The 18,681-nt window shown below is 40.0% G+C and carries 15 protein-coding genes; 7 read left to right on the top strand and 8 right to left on the bottom strand.

The window, feature by feature from the left end:
• The first annotated feature begins 2 nt into the window (after positions 1–2).
• Positions 3–2,819, top strand: a complete 2,817-nt coding sequence (locus tag F565_RS0110020; protein ID WP_020213090.1) for an outer membrane beta-barrel protein — start codon at positions 3–5, stop codon at positions 2,817–2,819.
• Positions 2,820–2,860: 41 nt separating this feature from the next.
• Here the strand turns inward: F565_RS0110020 and F565_RS0110015 are convergent, their stop codons facing one another.
• The 6 genes from F565_RS0110015 to F565_RS0109990 all read right to left on the bottom strand — a co-directional run bounded on the left by F565_RS0110015 (position 2,861) and on the right by F565_RS0109990 (position 8,582).
• Positions 2,861–5,275 carry a DUF5686 and carboxypeptidase-like regulatory domain-containing protein gene (locus F565_RS0110015; protein ID WP_020213089.1) on the bottom strand — a complete coding sequence of 805 codons (2,415 nt, stop codon included), beginning with the start codon at positions 5,273–5,275 and terminating at the stop codon, positions 2,861–2,863.
• A 132-nt stretch (positions 5,276–5,407) separates the two neighbouring features.
• The gene (locus F565_RS23315) at positions 5,408–6,229 is read right to left on the bottom strand and encodes a TPM domain-containing protein (protein ID WP_020213088.1); all 822 of its coding nucleotides are present in this window, start codon (positions 6,227–6,229) and stop codon (positions 5,408–5,410) included.
• Positions 6,229–6,666: a TPM domain-containing protein gene (locus F565_RS0110005; RefSeq protein ID WP_020213087.1), complete on the bottom strand. Its 438-nt coding sequence runs from the start codon at positions 6,664–6,666 to the stop codon at positions 6,229–6,231. Before F565_RS0110005 ends, F565_RS23315 begins: the two co-directional genes overlap by 1 nt.
• A 3-nt stretch (positions 6,667–6,669) precedes the next feature.
• Positions 6,670–7,263, bottom strand: a complete 594-nt coding sequence (locus F565_RS0110000) for a LemA family protein (RefSeq protein ID WP_020213086.1) — start codon at positions 7,261–7,263, stop codon at positions 6,670–6,672.
• 12 nt (positions 7,264–7,275) lie between these two features.
• On the bottom strand, positions 7,276–7,605 hold the full coding sequence (locus F565_RS0109995) for a MerR family transcriptional regulator (RefSeq protein ID WP_020213085.1): 330 nt from the start codon (positions 7,603–7,605) through the stop codon (positions 7,276–7,278).
• Positions 7,605–8,582: a M23 family metallopeptidase gene (locus F565_RS0109990; RefSeq protein WP_020213084.1), complete on the bottom strand. Its 978-nt coding sequence runs from the start codon at positions 8,580–8,582 to the stop codon at positions 7,605–7,607. The genes F565_RS0109995 and F565_RS0109990 overlap by 1 nt, the downstream gene beginning before the upstream one ends.
• A gap of 163 nt (positions 8,583–8,745) precedes the next feature.
• Between F565_RS0109990 and alaS the strand changes: the two genes are divergently transcribed.
• Entirely contained in the window at positions 8,746–11,373 is a 2,628-nt protein-coding gene (alaS, locus tag F565_RS0109985) for an alanine--tRNA ligase (protein WP_020213083.1), read from the top strand.
• A 1,136-nt stretch (positions 11,374–12,509) separates the two neighbouring features.
• Positions 12,510–12,887 carry a GxxExxY protein gene (locus F565_RS0109980; RefSeq protein WP_026299987.1) on the top strand — a complete coding sequence of 126 codons (378 nt, stop codon included), beginning with the start codon at positions 12,510–12,512 and terminating at the stop codon, positions 12,885–12,887.
• Between the two features lie 151 nt (positions 12,888–13,038).
• Here the strand turns inward: F565_RS0109980 and F565_RS0109975 are convergent, their stop codons facing one another.
• Positions 13,039–15,522 carry an AsmA family protein gene (locus tag F565_RS0109975; RefSeq protein WP_035642248.1) on the bottom strand — a complete coding sequence of 828 codons (2,484 nt, stop codon included), beginning with the start codon at positions 15,520–15,522 and terminating at the stop codon, positions 13,039–13,041.
• Positions 15,523–15,988: 466 nt separating this feature from the next.
• On the opposite strand from F565_RS0109975, the gene F565_RS0109970 reads away from it, so the two are divergent.
• The 3 genes from F565_RS0109970 (at position 15,989) to F565_RS0109960 (ending at position 17,306) form a co-directional block, all read left to right on the top strand.
• On the top strand, positions 15,989–16,270 hold the full coding sequence (locus tag F565_RS0109970; RefSeq protein WP_154652585.1) for a hypothetical protein: 282 nt from the start codon (positions 15,989–15,991) through the stop codon (positions 16,268–16,270).
• A gap of 112 nt (positions 16,271–16,382) precedes the next feature.
• The gene (locus F565_RS0109965; RefSeq protein ID WP_154652584.1) at positions 16,383–16,709 is read left to right on the top strand and encodes a hypothetical protein; all 327 of its coding nucleotides are present in this window, start codon (positions 16,383–16,385) and stop codon (positions 16,707–16,709) included.
• Positions 16,710–16,745: 36 nt separating this feature from the next.
• The gene (locus tag F565_RS0109960) at positions 16,746–17,306 is read left to right on the top strand and encodes a 2'-5' RNA ligase family protein (RefSeq protein WP_020213078.1); all 561 of its coding nucleotides are present in this window, start codon (positions 16,746–16,748) and stop codon (positions 17,304–17,306) included.
• A gap of 28 nt (positions 17,307–17,334) precedes the next feature.
• Here the strand turns inward: F565_RS0109960 and F565_RS0109955 are convergent, their stop codons facing one another.
• Positions 17,335–18,207, bottom strand: a complete 873-nt coding sequence (locus F565_RS0109955; protein WP_020213077.1) for a cupin-like domain-containing protein — start codon at positions 18,205–18,207, stop codon at positions 17,335–17,337.
• 304 nt (positions 18,208–18,511) lie between these two features.
• Between F565_RS0109955 and F565_RS23310 the strand changes: the two genes are divergently transcribed.
• Positions 18,512–18,640, top strand: coding sequence for a hypothetical protein (locus F565_RS23310; protein ID WP_020213076.1), 129 nt, complete (start codon positions 18,512–18,514; stop codon positions 18,638–18,640).
• The last annotated feature ends 41 nt before the right edge of the window (positions 18,641–18,681 follow it).

The following is an 18,681-nucleotide window of genomic DNA, read 5'->3' as shown; positions in this document are numbered from 1 at the left end:
ATATGCAAAAAATAGTTACTATACTGCTACTGACCTTTACCACCCTGGGCTTTAGCCAGACTATTACCCTGAAAGGCAAAGTAACAGATCCTGAAAACATCCCCTTAGAATCGGCTACCGTATATTTAACATCTGTTAAAGACTCATCGGTAATAGATTATACCATAACATCAAAAAATGGCAACTGGGAACTTAAAACCCGTTCTACCACGCAGCCAGCAGTACTTAAAATATCTTTTATAAGCTTTGCCGATTATAAGCAGCAGCTTGAAACGGTTACCACCGATAAAGATTTCGGCACACTTAAATTAGCCGAAAAATCGACCAACCTTAATGAGGTGGTCATAGAGAGCGAGACACCGCCAATCCGCATTAAAAAAGATACACTGGAGTTTAATGCGGCATCATTTAAAGTGCGCCCGGATGCCAATGTTGAAACCCTGCTAAAACAACTGCCCGGTGTAGATATAGATGCCGACGGTACTATAACGGTAAACGGTAAAGAGGTAAACCAGATACTGGTAAACGGCAAGCCTTTTTTTGATGCTGATGGTAAAATTGCGCTTAAAAACCTGCCAGCCCAAATTATAAATAAAGTGCAGGTAAGCGATACAAAAACCAAGGAGGAAGAACTTTTAAACAAAAGGGCAAGTGGTAACAATACCAGTATAAACCTTACTATAGACGATAAAAAGAACAAGGGTGTATTTGGCAAGATAATGGGTGGCTATGGTACTAACGACCGGTACGAAAGCAGTGCCATGATTAATTATTTTAAGGGCAAGCAACGCATAAGCATACTGGCATCTGCCAATAATATAAATTCTACCGGTTTCTCTATGGATGAAATATTTGATAGTATGGGCGGCGGGCGCAATATGGCCGGTGGTGTGGGCAATGCCGTTCGGCAGGCCGGCACCGGCACCGGGCAGGGCATTACACAAAGCAACATGATAGGCGGCAGTTATAACGATGAGTGGTTTAAAAACTTTACCAGCAACATAAATTACTTTTATAACAGTGCTAATACGGCTAATGAGAACCGCACCCGCGAAACTACCTTTTTGCCCGATGAAAACGGCCTCGCTGCTAACAGGAGCCTTACTACAACATCATCATCTAAAACAGATAATTCGCGCTTTGTACACAATGCCAACACACAGTTTGAATGGAAAATAGACTCTACAGCAACGCTGGTCATGCAGCCCAAATTTACGTCGGGTAACAGCAGGCAAACATCGGCTTTGAGCCAAAACACGGTAGACCAGGACGGCAACCTTTCTAACGAGAGTGAGAGCAATACGCTTAACGATACAGATAACCGCAGCTTTGCAAATACAATTCAATACCGCAAAAGGCTTTCTAAAAAAGGCAGCATGGTTAGTGCGGTGTTTAGCAACACTAATAATCTTGACGACACTTCTACCTTTAATAACCAGTCTACCATTTTTTATGAAGATACTAATGATGACGGTATCATAGACCAAAGAGCCGATATACGTAACCAGGTAAGGTATAACAAGCAAAGCACCGACTCTTACAACGGCAGCCTCGAATATTTAATGCCAGTTACAGATTCGTTAAGGCTTAGTGTAAAGGCTAACTACAACAATTCTGCAAATACTCAAAATCGTGTGGGATATGATTATGACGATGCCACCGGACAATATTCTATACTTAATGATGCCCTTACAAATTACTTATCATCTACTACAGGTACTTTTAACCCTACTGCCGGTTTCGACCTTAACCTTAACAAATATGACCTTAGCGGCGATTTTGGGCAACGAATTATAAAATTTGACAACCACTCAACGTATCTGGGCGATAATTATGACCTTGCTAAAAATTATGTGCTGCCTTACGCCAGTTTACAGGGAGGCATTCATTTTAGCAAATCAAAAACATTAAGGCTAAATTATAATTACAATACTTCGCTGCCGTCGGCTACACAAATACTCCCTGTAGAAGATATCAGCAACCCCCTTAATACCATTAAAGGTAATCCGGACCTTGATCCTAACAAGTCGCACAACGTAAACTTAAACTTCAGGAATTTTGACTTTGCCACACGGTCCGGCTACAATATTTTTGCAAGTGCAAATTTTAACGACAGCCAGGTAGTATCTTTTACTACCATAGATCAAAGCGCAAAGAGAACCACAACCTACCAAAACATTTCGGGAACATACAATATGAATCTGGGCGGCAACTGGACAAAGACCATAAAAAGAAATGCACATAGCTTTAGGCTTACGGCAGGCCTTACATCCTCTTACGGACTTGCAAAAGGGTTTACTAATGCGCAGTTGTATGAAGCAAAATCATTAAGCTTGATACCCCGCATAAACATTAATTACGATTATGGCGAGCTGCTTACCATAGCACCTAATTACAGCTATACTTATAATCAGAGTAATTATACTAACTACCGCGTTAACCAGGCGTCAAATTACGTGCACCGCATTAATCTTGTTACTACCAGTTACTGGCCTAAAAAAGTAGTTTTTGGCAACGATTTTGGCTACACCTACAACTCTAATATTGCCGATGGTTTTAAAAAAGATTTCTATTTATGGAATATGAGTGTAGGTTACAATTTCCTGAAAGACCATTTAATGTTTAAAGTAAAAGTATACGATGTACTTAACCAAAACCTGGGTACATCGCGCACCATTACCGCAACGAGTATTCGCGACGAAGAAAATATTGTATTAAAACGTTACGCTATGTTCTCGCTTACGTACAGCTTAAAACAATTTGGCCCTGCCAAAAAAGCCGAACGCGGCGGTGGAGGAGGACGTGGCGGAAGGCCTTAACATTTATAGTAATTATTACTATATAGATTCTATGGTAATAATTACTTGATAGAAAACGAAAAGGTAACTTTAAACACCGTATTATCGCTGTCTTTATCATAAGCATAAGCACCATAACGGTAAAACACTCCTGCTCCTATACCCAGATATCCCACATTTAGATAATTCACTTTCAAGATATTATCTAACTGCAAACCCGTTTCGGCAAATAATTTGTCCTTCGTTTTATAGGTAATAAAATAGTGCCCGGCACCGTGGCGCAAATCGCCCCAGCCAAAGTTATTATGCAAAACCAGTTGCGGCTGAAACCACTCAGTTTTAAATAATAAGCCGCCAAAGTTGTGCGATGTAAACAGGTTTACATATCTGTCCGACAAAAACTCATAGGGTTTCATGGTCTGGAAGGTGTTTTTCATTATAAAGGCATAATCTTTATCGTGACTGCCCTCTCCTGTAAACTGCATTCCATAAGGTACTGCTTTGTCTATATAGCCAGCCTCTAACCTGTAGCTTGTCGTGCCTACATTCTTGGTCAGGAACGTTTGTTCTACTGCCGCTTCTATTTTATTATAATCAAAATCAGCGTCAAAAAGGCCTTTAAGTCCGCGGGAATAATACACATACAGCGTTGGGTACTTAGTACCCATGCTTACATTTTGCTTAAAGGCATTTACAATACGCTCTTTAAACGCGAACTTCATGTTTATGCCAAGCTCAGTATTATCGTAACGTGTAAACACCCTGCTATTGCGGGTAAAAGTATAGTCGTAAAGTGGAGTTGTACGCCCACTGGTAAGGCCTATATTCCATTTGGTATACCTAAATGCCCTAAAACCTATCTGGGCACTTGCCTCCTGTATCCTGTCCATTTGGTAGGCAATAATACTGCGGTAATTATACATGTTAGGCTCAGGAAAAGTGTAACCGTGATTGCCCGTTTCTACAAGGTTATCCTGGTATTTGCCTGTAAAGGTAAATTCATGTTTTTTAGAAAGCGTGTATATAGCCTCGCCGCCATACTTCCACTTATAATCTTTAGTGCCATAGCCTGCAAAACCACCCAGAACCAGTTTATCAAAAACCTTTTCATTGGTATAAACACCCAGTCCTAAACGCAAGCCTTCATATTTATTATAAACCAGGGTTTTATTAATGTCTATATCTACAGGGCCTACAGGTATACGGCCATAAGCAATCTTTTCGGTTACGGCTAAAAATTTATCAAAATTATATTTCTGCCCCAGGCTGTCTATATAATGATAGGTGTTTTTCTCGTAGGTGTTTAAAGGCTCTTTACGAATGTTTACCCAATACAAGCTGTCCTTCTTACCGGCATTATCATCCATACGTACGGTTTCGAGGGCAAAATCGCGCTTGCGCAAAGGCACGTTAAGCACTACATTATCTATATAGCTTTTGCCCTGTGCCATCATCCTTCCCACTTTAGGGTTAGGGTGCTGCGCCATACTGAACACATAATTTAACTGCTCCGGAAACCAATGCCCATCTATAAATGCATACTGCTGCTGTATGGTAATGTCCATTTTACCTTTCTCAAAAGGTGTGGCGGTTACATTTTGCACGGCATATTTATTAGTATTTATGTAGAGTAAACCGGTAAGCCCTTCAAAGTTTTTGCGCGGCAATGGCTTATACGAAAGCACATAAACAGTATCCTGATTTTTATACAGCGTGTCCTGAATGGTAAATTTATATTTACTGAGGCTGCCCTTTGTAATGGGGTTAAGATAATTGATGTTAAAAAACGGAATGTTGTCTTTATAAAACGAGAACGGCTGTAAATCTGTAGCCAATGATGCAAAATGCGGGTCTTTAAAACCGGATGCCTTAGTAGCAATTACAACCTCCTCGCTTACATCGGGCTTAATAAATTTACGTTCGGATACTGATTCCATCATGAACAAATGCCCGTTGAGTTTCTTTTTAAGAGCAATGCTGTCTTTGGCATCTTTAAACTTCATATCAAAAACCGTTTTGTTGTAAGAGCGGTAAGTAAATGAGGCTATCCGTTCGGGGTCATTCAGTTCTTTATTGGCAATAACCTTGCGCATTATGGCATTCGCCGGATTTTCGCCATTGGTAATAACCACCTCTTTCAATTCGTTCGATGCAAAGGCAAGTTTGATGTCGAGGTTTTGGCTGTTAGCAGCATTAACCGCAACAACTTTAGCTTCGTAGCCTACATAACTACACGCAAGAGTGGTAATTTTTTTGGAAGATGTAAATGTAAACTTACCATCAATATCAGTAGTGATGCCTGTACTATTATCATTATTAAATACAATACTGGCAAAAGCGAGTGGCTCTTGGGTAGCTGTATCGGTTACTTTTCCGGCAACGCGGTTTTGGCTGTAGGCAAGGGTAGTGCAAAATAGCAGCACCAATAGTGCATAGCTATTTAGGGCTATTGAAGGTTTTGATTGAGTAAGGTGCATGAATGGTGATTTGTATGTTATAGTAACGCCACAAAAATGGATATAGTATTTGCCATAAAATTGTATAATTGGGACAACATGCCATAAAAAAACCCGCAAAATGCAGGTTTTTAATATATAAATTTTGAATTTTTACCAACTACCACCCGAACCGCCGCCGCTAAAGCCGCCGCCGCCGAAGCCGCCGCCAAAACCGCCGCCGCCGCCGGAACTACCGCCACCAAAACCTCCACCGGAGCTTCTGCCCAGGCTGCCTAAAAGCATGCCTGTAAGAATGGATGAGCCTATATCGTTGCTTCTGCCACCGCCAAAACCACCACCACGGCCGCCACCTCCACCACCCCTTCGGGATATAACAGAGATAACTATGATGATGATTACAATAAGAACAAGTACACCTGCCCCACCGCCGGAGCCTTCGCCTTTTCCACTTGGTTTTGCATCGGCCTTATATTTGCCGGCAAGCATTTTTATAATAGCATCGGTACCTTTATCAAGGCCGCTGTAATAATCGCCACCTTTAAATTCGGGAATAATAACCTCCCGTGTCATCTCGCCTACTTCTCCCGCTGTAAGCCTGTCTTCCACACCATAACCGGGAGAGATCCATATTTTGCGTTCCTGCTGTGCAAGGAGTATAAAAACCCCATTATCTTCTTTAGCTGTGCCACCTATGCCCCACTCCTGGGCCCATTTAGGCGTAAGCAGCCCAATGTTCTCCCCTTTAATTGTAGGCACAATGGCAACTACTATCTGTGTAGAGGTACTATCGGCATAGTTTATAAGCTTTTGTTCCAGCTGTTGCTTTTCAGATGCCGAAAGTAAACTTGCATAATCATAAACGCTGGTTTGCAATTCAGGTTTAGGGGGAATATCAAATTGTGCAAATCCTGCCTGCGGAAGCAATAAGCTTATAAACAGGAACAGGAGCCATGCTGTACATATTTTTTTCATTATCCTTTAGATATGGTATCCGGAAGTTCATTTTTATCGTCATTGGCATAGGGAAAGTATTGCTTAAGCCTTTCGCCGGCCCTGAGTATGCCTGCCACAAGCCCATCGGCAAAACGGCCCTGCTTAAAATGGTTTATAGCTGCATCTTTAGTACAATCCCAAAAATCGCTTTCCACCACTTTATCAATGCCCTCATCGCCCACAATGGCAAAAGATTTATCGGTTACACCCACATAAAACAATACCCCATTACGGGCAGTAGTTGCATGCATCCCTAAAGCAAGAAAAACCTCCTGTGCCCTTTCGAGCGGAGGTTTTTCTGCATGGTTTTCTATGTGTACCCGTATTTCGCCAGACGTATTTTTCTCGGCCTGCTGAATAGCGGCAATAACAGCCTCTTCTTCTGCCGGAGTTAAAAATTCGGTTACTTCAGGCATGGGTTACTTAATATTAAAGTTTACATCTACCGGTTTATCTGCACCTTCTACAGCATTAAAATATGGTTTTTCTTTATAATTGCCTAAAAACATAGAATTAGGAAATTTAAGTACGTAGTTATTATAGCTCTCTACACTCTCATTGTAGCGCGTTCTCGATGTCTGGATAGAATTCTCTGTAGAGGCAAGTTCATCCTGCAACTTTAAAAAGTTCTGGTTCGATTTCAGGTCGGGATAATTTTCAACCGTTACCAGTAATCGTGATAATGCCGATGTAACACCTCCCTGTGCTTTGCTGAAAGCTTCAAGTTGTTCTGGTGTAGCGTTAGCAGGATCTACCTGAACCGATGTAGCTTTAGATCGTGCCTCGATAACCGCAGTTAAGGTGCCTTTCTCAAAATTTGCAGCACCTTCTACTGTTTTTACAAGGTTGCCTATAAGGTCATTCCTTCTTTGGTATGACGTATTAACATCGCCCCATGCTTTGGCTACCGCCTGGTTTTGCGTTATAGCGCCATTTTTAATGCCCATAGACCAAAAAAAGCCTATTACAACAAGTGCTACAATAATAAGAACAGGAATAATCCACTTTTTCATTTTCAGTATTTTTTAAAGTTCGTTTTTAATATTTATTAAGTTGGTTTTTATAGCTTCTAATTTACGGATAATTTCAAACTTATCAAGGGTTTTTTTCTGTCCCTCCTTTAAATGAGTTTTGGCTCCCTCAAGGGTAAAGCCACGTTCTTTGACCAAATGGTAAATAAGCTGCAGGTTCTTTACATCATCGGGCGTAAACATGCGGTTGCCCTTGGCATTCTTTTTTGGCTTAAGCACATCAAATTCTTTATCCCAAAAACGTATAAGGGAAGCGTTTACATCAAAAGCTTTGGCAAGTTCGCCTATGCTGTAATATCGTTTTTCGGGGAGTTCTAAATGCATTAATCGAGAGATTGGTTTTCCTGGTTAGCTAATTTAGAAATTAAAATGTATTCTTTAGCAGAAATGTTTCCGTAATAAAAATTTAGCGGGTTTACCACCTCGCCATTTCTATGCACTTCATAATGTAAATGGGGTGCTTCGCTACGGCCGGTGCTGCCTACATAGCCTATAACATCACCACGTTTTACCTTTTGCCCCGCCCTTACTTTGTACTTGCTTAAATGCCCATAAAGCGTTTGGTAACCATAGCCATGGCGTATAACAATGTGGTTGCCATAACCCGATGCTGTGTTATCTGCTTTTTCTACCACGCCGTCGCCGGTGGCATAAACAAGTGTACCTGTGCGCGAAGAAAAATCCATCCCGGCATGAAATTTCCGCACTTTGGTAAACGGGTCTGTACGGTACCCAAAACCCGATGCCATCATTTTTAAATCTTCGTTCTTAACGGGTTGTATGGCAGGAATTGCTTCAAGTAATTTCTCTTTATCTTTAGCCAGCTTGGCAATTTCATCGAGCGATTTACTTTGTATAACCAACTCTTTTGCCAGTACATCAAGGCGTTTTGTTGTTCCTGTAACCAGCTGTGAGTTATTATACCCTTCGAGCCCTTTATAACGGTTTACCCCACCAAAGCCTGCCTTACGCTGCTCTTCGGGTATTGGGGTGCTGTTAAAATAAGTACGGTATACGTTATTATCGCGGTCTTCTACGCTGGATAGTGCTTCCTCTATTAAAGCCGTCTTGCGGTTGAGCAGTTCGTACTGAATTTTCATGTACTCTATCTCTCTGGCCTGCAGCCTGTCTTTAGGCGTTTCGAAAAACGGCGTGTTAAGCAATGCTACAAAACACAGGAAACCAAAAAGGCCTGCTGCCACTAAAAACAGCACTACCACACCTATTTTTTTGCCTTTTTTTGTCTTTATCTTATGAAAGGCCAGCTTTTCGGGATCGTAATAGTATTTTACCTTCGCCATGTTCTTAAATTATTCTATTTTTGCACCTTACAGAAAAAAGCCTGAGGCAACTGTAAAACCATAACGTACAAATGTAACAAATGTTACGGTTTTTAGCTGCTTTTTTGATTTTGAAAGCCAACATCTGTGCCAAATTTAAAACATAAAACTAACTTTCATACCCATGAAAAGCCAGGATATAAGAAAACAATTCCTACAATTTTTTGCCGACAGAGGCCACCTTATCGTGCCATCTGCACCTATTGTTACTAAAGACGACCCTACCCTGATGTTTAACAACAGCGGGATGGCGCAGTTTAAAGAATATTTTTTAGGCAATGCCACGCCTAAAAGCAAGCGTATTGCTGATACCCAAAAATGCCTTCGCGTAAGCGGAAAGCACAACGACCTTGAAGATGTGGGCTTTGATACCTATCATCATACCATGTTCGAGATGCTGGGTAACTGGAGTTTTGGCGACTACTTTAAAAAAGAGGCTATTAACTGGGCATGGGAACTGCTTACAGAGGTATATAAAGTACCTAAAGATATTATATATGTTTCTGTTTTTGAGGGCAGCCCCGAAGAGAACGTACCTTTTGACCAGGAGGCGTATGACATTTGGAAAGAACTGATTGACGAAGACCGCATAATTCTGGGCAACAAGAAAGATAACTTTTGGGAAATGGGCGACCAGGGTCCGTGCGGGCCGTGTTCTGAAATTCACGTAGATATTCGTTCAGCTGACGAGAAAGCATTGATTTCGGGCAAGAGCCTTGTGAATAACGACCACCCACAGGTTGTAGAGATATGGAACAACGTATTCATGGAGTTTAACCGTAAAGCCGACAGGTCGCTTGAAAAACTGCCTGCGCAGCACGTAGATACCGGTATGGGCTTTGAGCGCCTTTGCATGGTGTTACAGGGTGTACAAAGTAACTACGATACTGATGTGTTTACCCCACTTATTGAAAAAATTGAAAGCCTTACCGGCAAAAAATATACTATTAAAGCGGCTAACGACGAGGAAGAAAAAATCAATATCGCCATACGTGTGGTGGCCGATCACGTTCGTGCCGTGGCGTTTGCCATTGCCGATGGGCAGTTACCGTCTAACGGTGGTGCAGGCTATGTTATCCGCAGGATATTAAGGAGGGCCATCCGTTACGGATTTACGTTCCTTGATATTAAAGAGCCGTTTATTAACGAGCTTGTAGGGGTACTCGCTGCACAAATGGGCGAGTTTTTCCCTGAAATTAAATCGCAGCAAAGCCTTGTTACCAACGTAATTCGTGAGGAAGAGGCATCGTTCTTAAGGACGCTTGACCAGGGGTTACAATTGCTGGATAATGTTATTGCTCAAACCCAAGGTAACGAGGTATCGGGTGCTAAAGCATTCGAACTGTATGATACTTTCGGTTTCCCTGAAGATCTTACTGCGCTTATCCTAAAAGAAAAAGGACTGGATTACAACAAGGAAGAATTTGACTTTGAATTACTAAAACAAAAAACCCGTAGCCGCGCAGCGAGCGAAGTAGCTAAAGACGACTGGGTAATTTTAGTTGAAGGCAACACCGAAAGTTTTGTAGGTTACGACCAGCTTGAAAATGAGGTGAAAATAACCCGTTACCGTAAAATAGATTCGGCAAAAGAGGGTGTGCAGTACCAGCTCGTGCTTAGCGCTACGCCTTTTTACCCTGAAGGCGGTGGCCAGGTGGGCGACCGTGGTGTACTTAAATCGGCTAACGAGAGCATCGAAATAGTAGATACTAAAAAAGAAAATAACCTTATACTGCACATTACCAAATCGCTTCCTGAAAATGTAGAGGGTGGATTTACGGCTGTGGTTAATGCTAAGCTTAGGGATGAATCTCAAAGCAACCACACCGCTACGCACTTACTGCACCAGGCATTGCGCAGCATACTAGGCACGCACGTAGAGCAAAAAGGATCGTTAGTTAGCCCTAACTACCTGCGTTTCGACTTTTCGCACTTTAGTAAAGTTACCGAAGAGCAACTTAAAGAGGTAGAAGATTTTGTAAACGCACGCATACAAGAGCACCTGCCGCTTATTGAGCGCAGGAACATTCCGTTTAAGCAGGCGGTTGAGGAAGGCGCTATGGCATTGTTCGGCGAGAAATACGGCGACAGTGTACGTGCCATCAAATTTGGCAATAGCATGGAACTTTGCGGTGGTACACACGTAAAGAATACTGCCGATATATGGCACTTTAAAATTATTAGCGAAGGTGCTGTAGCAGCGGGCATCCGCCGAATTGAGGCTATAACCGGTAATGCGGTTAAAGACTTTTTTGCAGGCCAGGAAAAAGCACTGGACGAAATTAAGGCCACGCTTAAAAACCCGCAGGATACCTTAAAGGCCGTTGTGTCTTTACAGGATGAGAATGCTAAACTTAAAAAACAACTTGAAACACTACTTCGTGATAAGGCTAAGAACCTTAAGGGCGAGCTGGCTACGGAAATTCAGGAAATAAACGGCGTTCAGTTCCTTGCCAAACACGTGCCACTTGACCCTACAGGGGCTAAGGACCTTGCTTATGAGCTAGGTACTTTAGGTACTAACCTGTTTATTGTACTGGCTACTGCCGAAGAAGGCAAACCTATGCTTACCTGCTACATCTCTAAAGAGCTTGTGGCAGCAAAAGGGCTTAACGCCGGTACGGTTGTTAAAGAGCTTGGTAAGTTTATACAGGGCGGTGGCGGTGGCCAGCCGTTCTTTGCTACTGCCGGAGGTAAAAAACCCGAAGGCATTAACGAAGCACTGGAAGCAGCTGTTAATTTTGTGAAGTAAGTCTATCAAATAATTGTCACGCAAAGGCGCAGAGTCGCAAAGCTGTCTGTAGAAATTGTTATAAATATTAGTCGTGTTATAAGGCGCGAAGTTAAAATGCTAAAGCATTTTTAGAAACTGTGTGGCTGGGCGCGTTCTTAAAAATTACGAAGTAATTTGCTTCGCGACTTATTAAGGGTAGAGTGTACGGCAATATAAACACAGACAGCTTTGCGCCTCTGCACCTTTGCGTGACAAAATATGCCTATTAGAAATGGTATGAATAAGACAGTAACTATTGACTTTGTGAAGTAAGTTTAAATGTCGAGCAAAGACGCAGAGGCGCAAAGGTATCCGGATATTGAATACACAAACATGCTTAGATAAGGCGCAAGGTTAAAATGCTAAAGCATTTTTTAGAAACTGTGTAGCAGGGTGCGTTCTTAAAAATTACGAAGTAATTTGCTTCTCGACTTATTAAGGATAGAGTAGTACGGCAATATAATCACAGACAGCTTTGCGACTCTGCGCCTTTGCGTGACAAAATATGCCTATTAGAAATGGTATGAATAAGACAGCAACTATTGACTTTATTAAGTAAGTCTATCAAATAATTGTCACGCAAAGGCGCAGAGTCGCAAAGCTGTCTGTAGAAATTGTTATAAATATTTAGTCGTATTATAAGGGGCGAAGTTAAAAATGCTAAAGCATTTTTTAGAAACTGTGTAGCTGGGTGCGTTCTTAAAAATTACGAAGTAATTTGCTTTGCGACTTATTAAGGGTAGAGTGTACGGCAATATAAACACTGACAGCTTTGCGACTCTGCACTGCGTGACAAAATATGCCTATTAGAAATGGTATGAATAAGACAGTAACTATTGATTTTATGAAGTAAGTTTAAATGTCGCGCAAAGACGCAGAGGCGCAAAGGTATCCGGATATTGAATATACAAACATGCTTAGATAAGGCGCAAGGTTAAAATGCTAAAGCATTTTTTAGAAACTGTGTAGCTGGGTGCGTTCTTAAAAATTACGAAGTAATTTGCTTCGCGACTTATTAAGGGTAGAGTGTACGGCAATATAAACACAGACAGCTTTGCGACTCTGCGCCTTTGCGTGACAAAATATTATATACCAAACAGGATAAAATAGTTATCATGAACGAAAATGAACTTTCTAAAATAATTGTAGACGTATGTTATAAAATGCATGTTAAGCTTGGTCCCGGCCTTTTAGAAACTGTTTATGAAACTATTTTATTTTACGAATTAACCAAATTAGGTTTAACCGTTGAAAAGCAAAAGCCATTACCATTGTTGTGGGACGATCTTAAAATGGATGTAGGATTTAGAGCTGACTTAATAGTTGAAGATAAAGTTATCCTCGAAATTAAATCGGTAGAGCAAATTGCACCTGTTTATGGCAAACAAGTACTTACATACCTAAAAATAACAAATTGTAAATTGGGATTACTGATCAATTTTAATGAAATATTAATTAAAAATGGAATTACAAGAATTGTAAACAATTTATAGGTGTACATTCTAAATTCAAATTTTATATAGCAAAACATATTGGCATTATCCAAAAAGCTCCGGAGGAGCGGCACATTTTTACCCGCCGTTTCTCCGGAGTTTTTTTTGTGTTTGCTGCAGGCAGCTATCAATTACAAATCGACGAAAATTTCTATTCCTTCTCTTTTTTGCCTTTATCCTTACCGCCCAGTTTTACTTTTACTTTACCATCCTCGCCGTCTTCAGCAGTAAGATGTATTACAATACCCCGATTTCTGCGTTTGGCAAGTTCCTCTTTATCTTCAATGTCTTTATCTTTTTTAGGATTTCGAAGCGGCACATCGACATAAATTTTTGTGCCCTTGCCAAAAGAGTATAAACCTTCTATATCCATATTAAGTACACTGGAGTTTATTTGCATAGGGTGTATGGTAACACGTTCTCCCTGTACATCAAACTTGCCTTTAAGGTCGTAAAACTCTATGTTTTTCATATCCCTGAAAGGAAAAGCAAATTTACCCACATTGCGCACCGGCTCAAAATCGTACAGCCTGCCCCTCTTAAGGTCGAAATTTACAGTACCATACATAGAACGCGGTACAAGCTTGCCGCTATCTGTAATGCTTCCTGTAAGGTTTGCTTTTGTACTAAACAGCCCTTTAAGGTTTTTAGAGGTTAGGGTTTCCATACCAAAATTATCAAAGGCTTTCATAAAGGTGCTAATGTCTACATTAGTAACATTAGCATCCAGCTTATATTTATTAAGGTTGCCCTGGGCCATACTGCCATTTATAAGCAGCGTGCCGCCGGCATGGTTAAAACCTGCATTTTTTACAAGTATATTTCCGCTATCAGTAAGCAGTACATTTGCATGTGCATTAGTAGCATAAAAATTGTCATAATAAAGCTTATCCACCTTAAGCTTCATGTCTACATTGCTTTTCTCAAACAGTTCGTTAAGGTCATCAGTATAATTCCCTTTACGGCTCTTTTTAATAGCAGCCTGTGTTTTTTTACGCGTGCCTAAAAAGCCCATAAACTCGCCTAAGTGCAACTGCGGACTGTACATATTCCACTCCAGTACCATTTTTTCCGGGGCGGTATAATACAGGTTTAGGAAGTTTTTAATACTACCTTCCATATTTACAATACTCTTGCCGGTTTTTAAAATGATCTCACTTATATAAAGGTTTTCATTACTGAAATTAAGGGCTACGCTTACATCTTTAAATTCCAGCTTGCGGGGTATATAGCTTACATCGGCATTCTTAACGTTTATAAGGCCGCTAAGTATGGGCTTATTAATTTTATAGTTAACAATATCAGCCTTAAAGTTTACTTTTACGGTGGCAGTACCTTTTGTAAACTTCAATAAATCTTCATCTACCAGGCCGCTTAGTCTTGGCATATCAAACTGCGACGAAAAATCGCCGGTAGCGATAGGTTTTTCGAGGTTAAGAATAAAAGCCTTTTTCATTACAAAAGGCAGGTTGGCATAAGTGCCGTTAAAGTTAAACAGCTTTATGGCCGAATTAGCGTCGTTAAAACCTTTCTCCGGAATATTGTTGTTCGTGAATACCCCAAAAAAGTTACAGTTTGCCACATCGCCGCCGGGAGTGGTAAGCACATTGTCTTTTACAGTAGCATTAACCCTTATAAGCGGATCGCCCTGTGCATTAAAATCGCCCACGATATCGCATTTTACCGCAATAGGTTCGCTAAGGTTAAACATCATTAGCTTACTGGTAATGTTAGGCGAAAGCAAGTTAGCGGCATTTTTCCATAAAATATTTTCATTTTCTATATTTATAGAAAACTTACCCGATTCTCCTACGCCAATGTTCGCCGCAATATCAAAACGTTCTCCACCTATGTACAGCCGTTTTTTATTAAACACTATTGTTTCTTTATCTTCATCGTACACCACATCAAAACCGCCATCAAGACCTTTATCTTTTATAAAACTGCCACGGGCAGTATTAAAAGCCATACTATGCGCTTTAGCCTCTATAGAAACATCGGCCTCCCAACCCGAAAAATTGTAGTCGACAGCGGCTTTAAGGTTGTTTATAGTAAATTTATATAGCTTGCTGGTCTTGCGGTTATCGGCAATAAACGTTACATCATCCAGCGTTAATTTTTTAAGCTTAGGAAAAGTCCCATCGCCTTTTTCTGTTTTTTCTTTTTTTGGTTTTTTTCTAAATATAGAGGTATTACTATAGCCATTAGCATCGGTATACAAATCTATAATGGCATCGCTAATCGCAATTTTTTTTATTACAACAGTACCGCGCAGCAGTGCCATAACATTAATAGACACATCTGCCTGCCCTGCCGTGAGCATTGTTCGTTTATGGTTTGTATAGAGGCTGTCGCGCAATACAACATTTTCCAGCCTTAGTGCCACATTTGGGAAACCGCTTAAAAATGTGGGCTCTATATCACCTATGTTAAGCGTGCCGGCAAGACCATCGTTAAGCTGTGAGGTTAATGTGGCGAGAACTTCTTTTTTATGGGTATTAATGTACCATGCAATTCCTGTAAACAGCAAAATAATAAGGAGGATTAATACGCCGAAACCACGCAGGATAATGCGTGCCCAACGGGATAATTTTTGCGACCAGAAATTTTTTAGGGAAGTGTAGTTTTTGTTCATATAGCTGCATAAGGCGCGGACATCTAATTTAACCATTGCCTTACGGAAAAGACTATATTCTTTGTTAAATTAAACAGGCACTTTTACACTATATATATATAAAAAGAATGCGGGCGTATAAACGCCCGCATTGCCCCCAGAAATAAACACACTAAAATCGACAAATAGTGTATTCTAAAAAAACACATCCCACAATTATTCAAGAATAAAGAGTAAATGGTTTGCTGTGGCAAAAATATGGTTTAATCCCGTGTTTACTGGCTTTAAAAGTATAGACAAAGTATAGACAAGCCAAGATTATGCGTGATTTAACTACTAAAAACACTTAATTTCGCCACGGCTCCCAACCAATACTTTGTAATATTTTACTTATGCTTTAATTTTTTTAATGTATAAACGCATCCTTATTATGCCAGATTTTTTTTACAAATTTAAATTTAATTACCGTTTTTTAAAAAGGGTAATTATGGTAGCCCCAAGAAAGAGTAAACTGATAAAAAAGCTCTACCTGAATTATGCCGATTCTACATTAAATAATAATGGAGGAAGGACTATAAAATACAGATTTAGAAATGCCTTATGGTATACCATAAATGGCGAAAAAACTTTTGATAATGTATTTGCGCTGTCTAAAAATATAAGCGAGGTTTCTTTAGTTGTACATGGGCTTCATGAAACCTGTACGTATATGCTTTTACTAAAACCTGAGTATATAGATATTGTAAAAGTTATCCGCTCTAAACCTTAATAACTGTTTAACAGTTACTTTAAGCAGTATATCGAAAATCTAAATATTTAGCATCCTCATATTTAAATAAGAATTACTTTGGCTTACCTTAATTATTTAATGCATAACGAATATGGAGAATTCAGTAAACAAATTCGACTTTAATTACCACGTTTTTAAAAGAATATGCACAATAATGATGCGCAAAAGCAAAAAGATATCTATGCTATATATAGATTATGCTATAACGGCTTCCGGCAACGATAACGAAGTAGAAATTAAGTACCGGTTTCGCAATGCGCTTTGGTTTACAGCAAATAATAAAAAGACTCTTGCAAACAGGATTGCTTTCCCTAAGCAGCAAGATGGTAAAGAAGTAAAGATAACAGTACAGGGTTTATTTAGGAAACAGGAATATAGCTTCAGGCTTATGAATGACCATATTATAGTACTTAAATAAGCACCCAAAATTATACTTGCCTTAAAACTAAATGGTATGCCGCAACAGAACCTGTACTTTATAGCAATTATCCCCCCCATCGATATTACTAATGAGGTTACCGCATTCAGGACTGATTTTAAAGATAACTATAACAGTAAGGCAGCTCTTAAAAATATGCCGCATATAACGCTTAAAGCTCCCTTTAAAATTGATGCTGCACATCATACAGAAGTTTTGGAGTGGTTTGCATCATTACCTGTTCTTAAAGAGCCGTTTGCTATACAACTACATAATTTTGGTGCTTTCCCAAATCCCAATAACCCCGTGGTATTTGTACATCCTGTAATTACACCGCAACTAAAAGCGTTGCAGTCCCGGATTATAAATAGCTTTGAAACTCTATATCCAAATATACCACTTCATTACCATGAACGCCATTTTGCTCCCCACATGACTATTGCCTACCATGATTTAGCTTTCGACGAATTTAATAAGGCCTGGAAAGAGGTATATTGTGATAAGGAGTACAATGCCCAATTTGAAGTTGCAGGTTTTTACCTGCTGCAACATAATGGTGCCGAATGGAAAGTTGCCGCAGAACATCGTATTGATTAAAACCTGATGATGATGTTTCTTAACCTCTTTATACGGGTAGGTTTAGGTTTTTGTGGGTACGCACTACCGCCTGCCGGTTTTTGTAATCTATCCACTGCTGTCCTTTAAAACGGCGCATGGCATTGTCAAAATAACGCATGATGGTAACATTGTAAACTGCCTTAAGCAAATTAACCGGCCTGCGCGGAAACGCACGCAAGCTCATAGAAAATCCGGGTGTAACGTACTTCATATAATGCCAGTAACCTTCGGGCATGTACAGCATTTCGCCATGCTCCAGGTTTGCCACAAGCCCCTTTGCCTGTTTAAGTGCCGGCCATTTTTGCATATCGGGATTATCAAAATCAATATCCTCGCGGGATATTAGTGCATGAGGCACTTTGTACAAATAGGGTGTCTGGTCAGGAGCAAAAAGCACACAGCGTTTTTTACCGTTAAAATGAAAGTGCAGGATATTACTAAAATCTATGTCGTAGTGAATAAACACTTTAGAATTTTCGCCGCCAAAAAATAACATGGGCAGCTGCTTTACCAGCCTTAGCCCTATATCCGGCCAGCGAAAATCTTCCTTAAGAGAAGGAACCTCTTTCATAAGGTTGTATAAAAATATCCTGTAGTTTGTGGGTTTACTCTCAAGGAGGTCTATATAATCGGCCATTTTCATGGTGGCGTGTGCCTCATTAAAACCATCTTTATGAGATACAGGCCTGTCGTCATACAGCGGTACGGTTTTATCTCCGGCAATATTTTTTATGTAAGCGAGCTTCCACTTTGTATAGGCGGGCCAGTCTTCGGTAAGTTTTTCTATTACAACCGGCTTTTGTTTCTTTACATAATTGTTATAAAAATCTTTTTTAGATATAGATTTTACGCGCTCAATTTCTGTTAAGTGTAATGACATCTGTAGCTGTTTAGCAACACAAAATTAATAAAGCATTAGCAAATTGTAAAATGTATATTTCATAAATTTTACACAATAAATAGTGGTAAAAGTTGTGTATTGCAGCATTTGCAAACATTTTGGCTGCTTTTTTTATGTTGCCGTACAGTATTCTTAGCTATATAAACGTGCTATTCGCCGCCAGTCTTATGCCATCTGCCGATAGTTGATTATTTAAAATATAAATAATAGTAGCTTTGAGTATCTGATAGTAATTCAGGTGTTTATTAACCCCCCAAAGTAAACCTGCTAAAATTATTGTGTTATGAAAATCATTAAAGTTAAAACCCTGCACATCTTCAATAACAATTGCGAGATATTAAGAACTATAAAAGTTGTAACCCTTTTTGGAGTTACATTATTTACAAAAACCGTGGGTGAAACCATGCTATAGTTAATTTTATAAATGCAAACAGCCCCGCAAATTGTGGGGCT

Source organism: Flavobacterium rivuli WB 3.3-2 = DSM 21788 (genome assembly GCF_000378485.1).
GTDB lineage: Bacteria > Bacteroidota > Bacteroidia > Flavobacteriales > Flavobacteriaceae > Flavobacterium > Flavobacterium rivuli.
The sequence above is the reverse complement of the archived record's forward strand: the minus strand, read 5'-3'. Positions and strand labels throughout refer to the sequence as shown.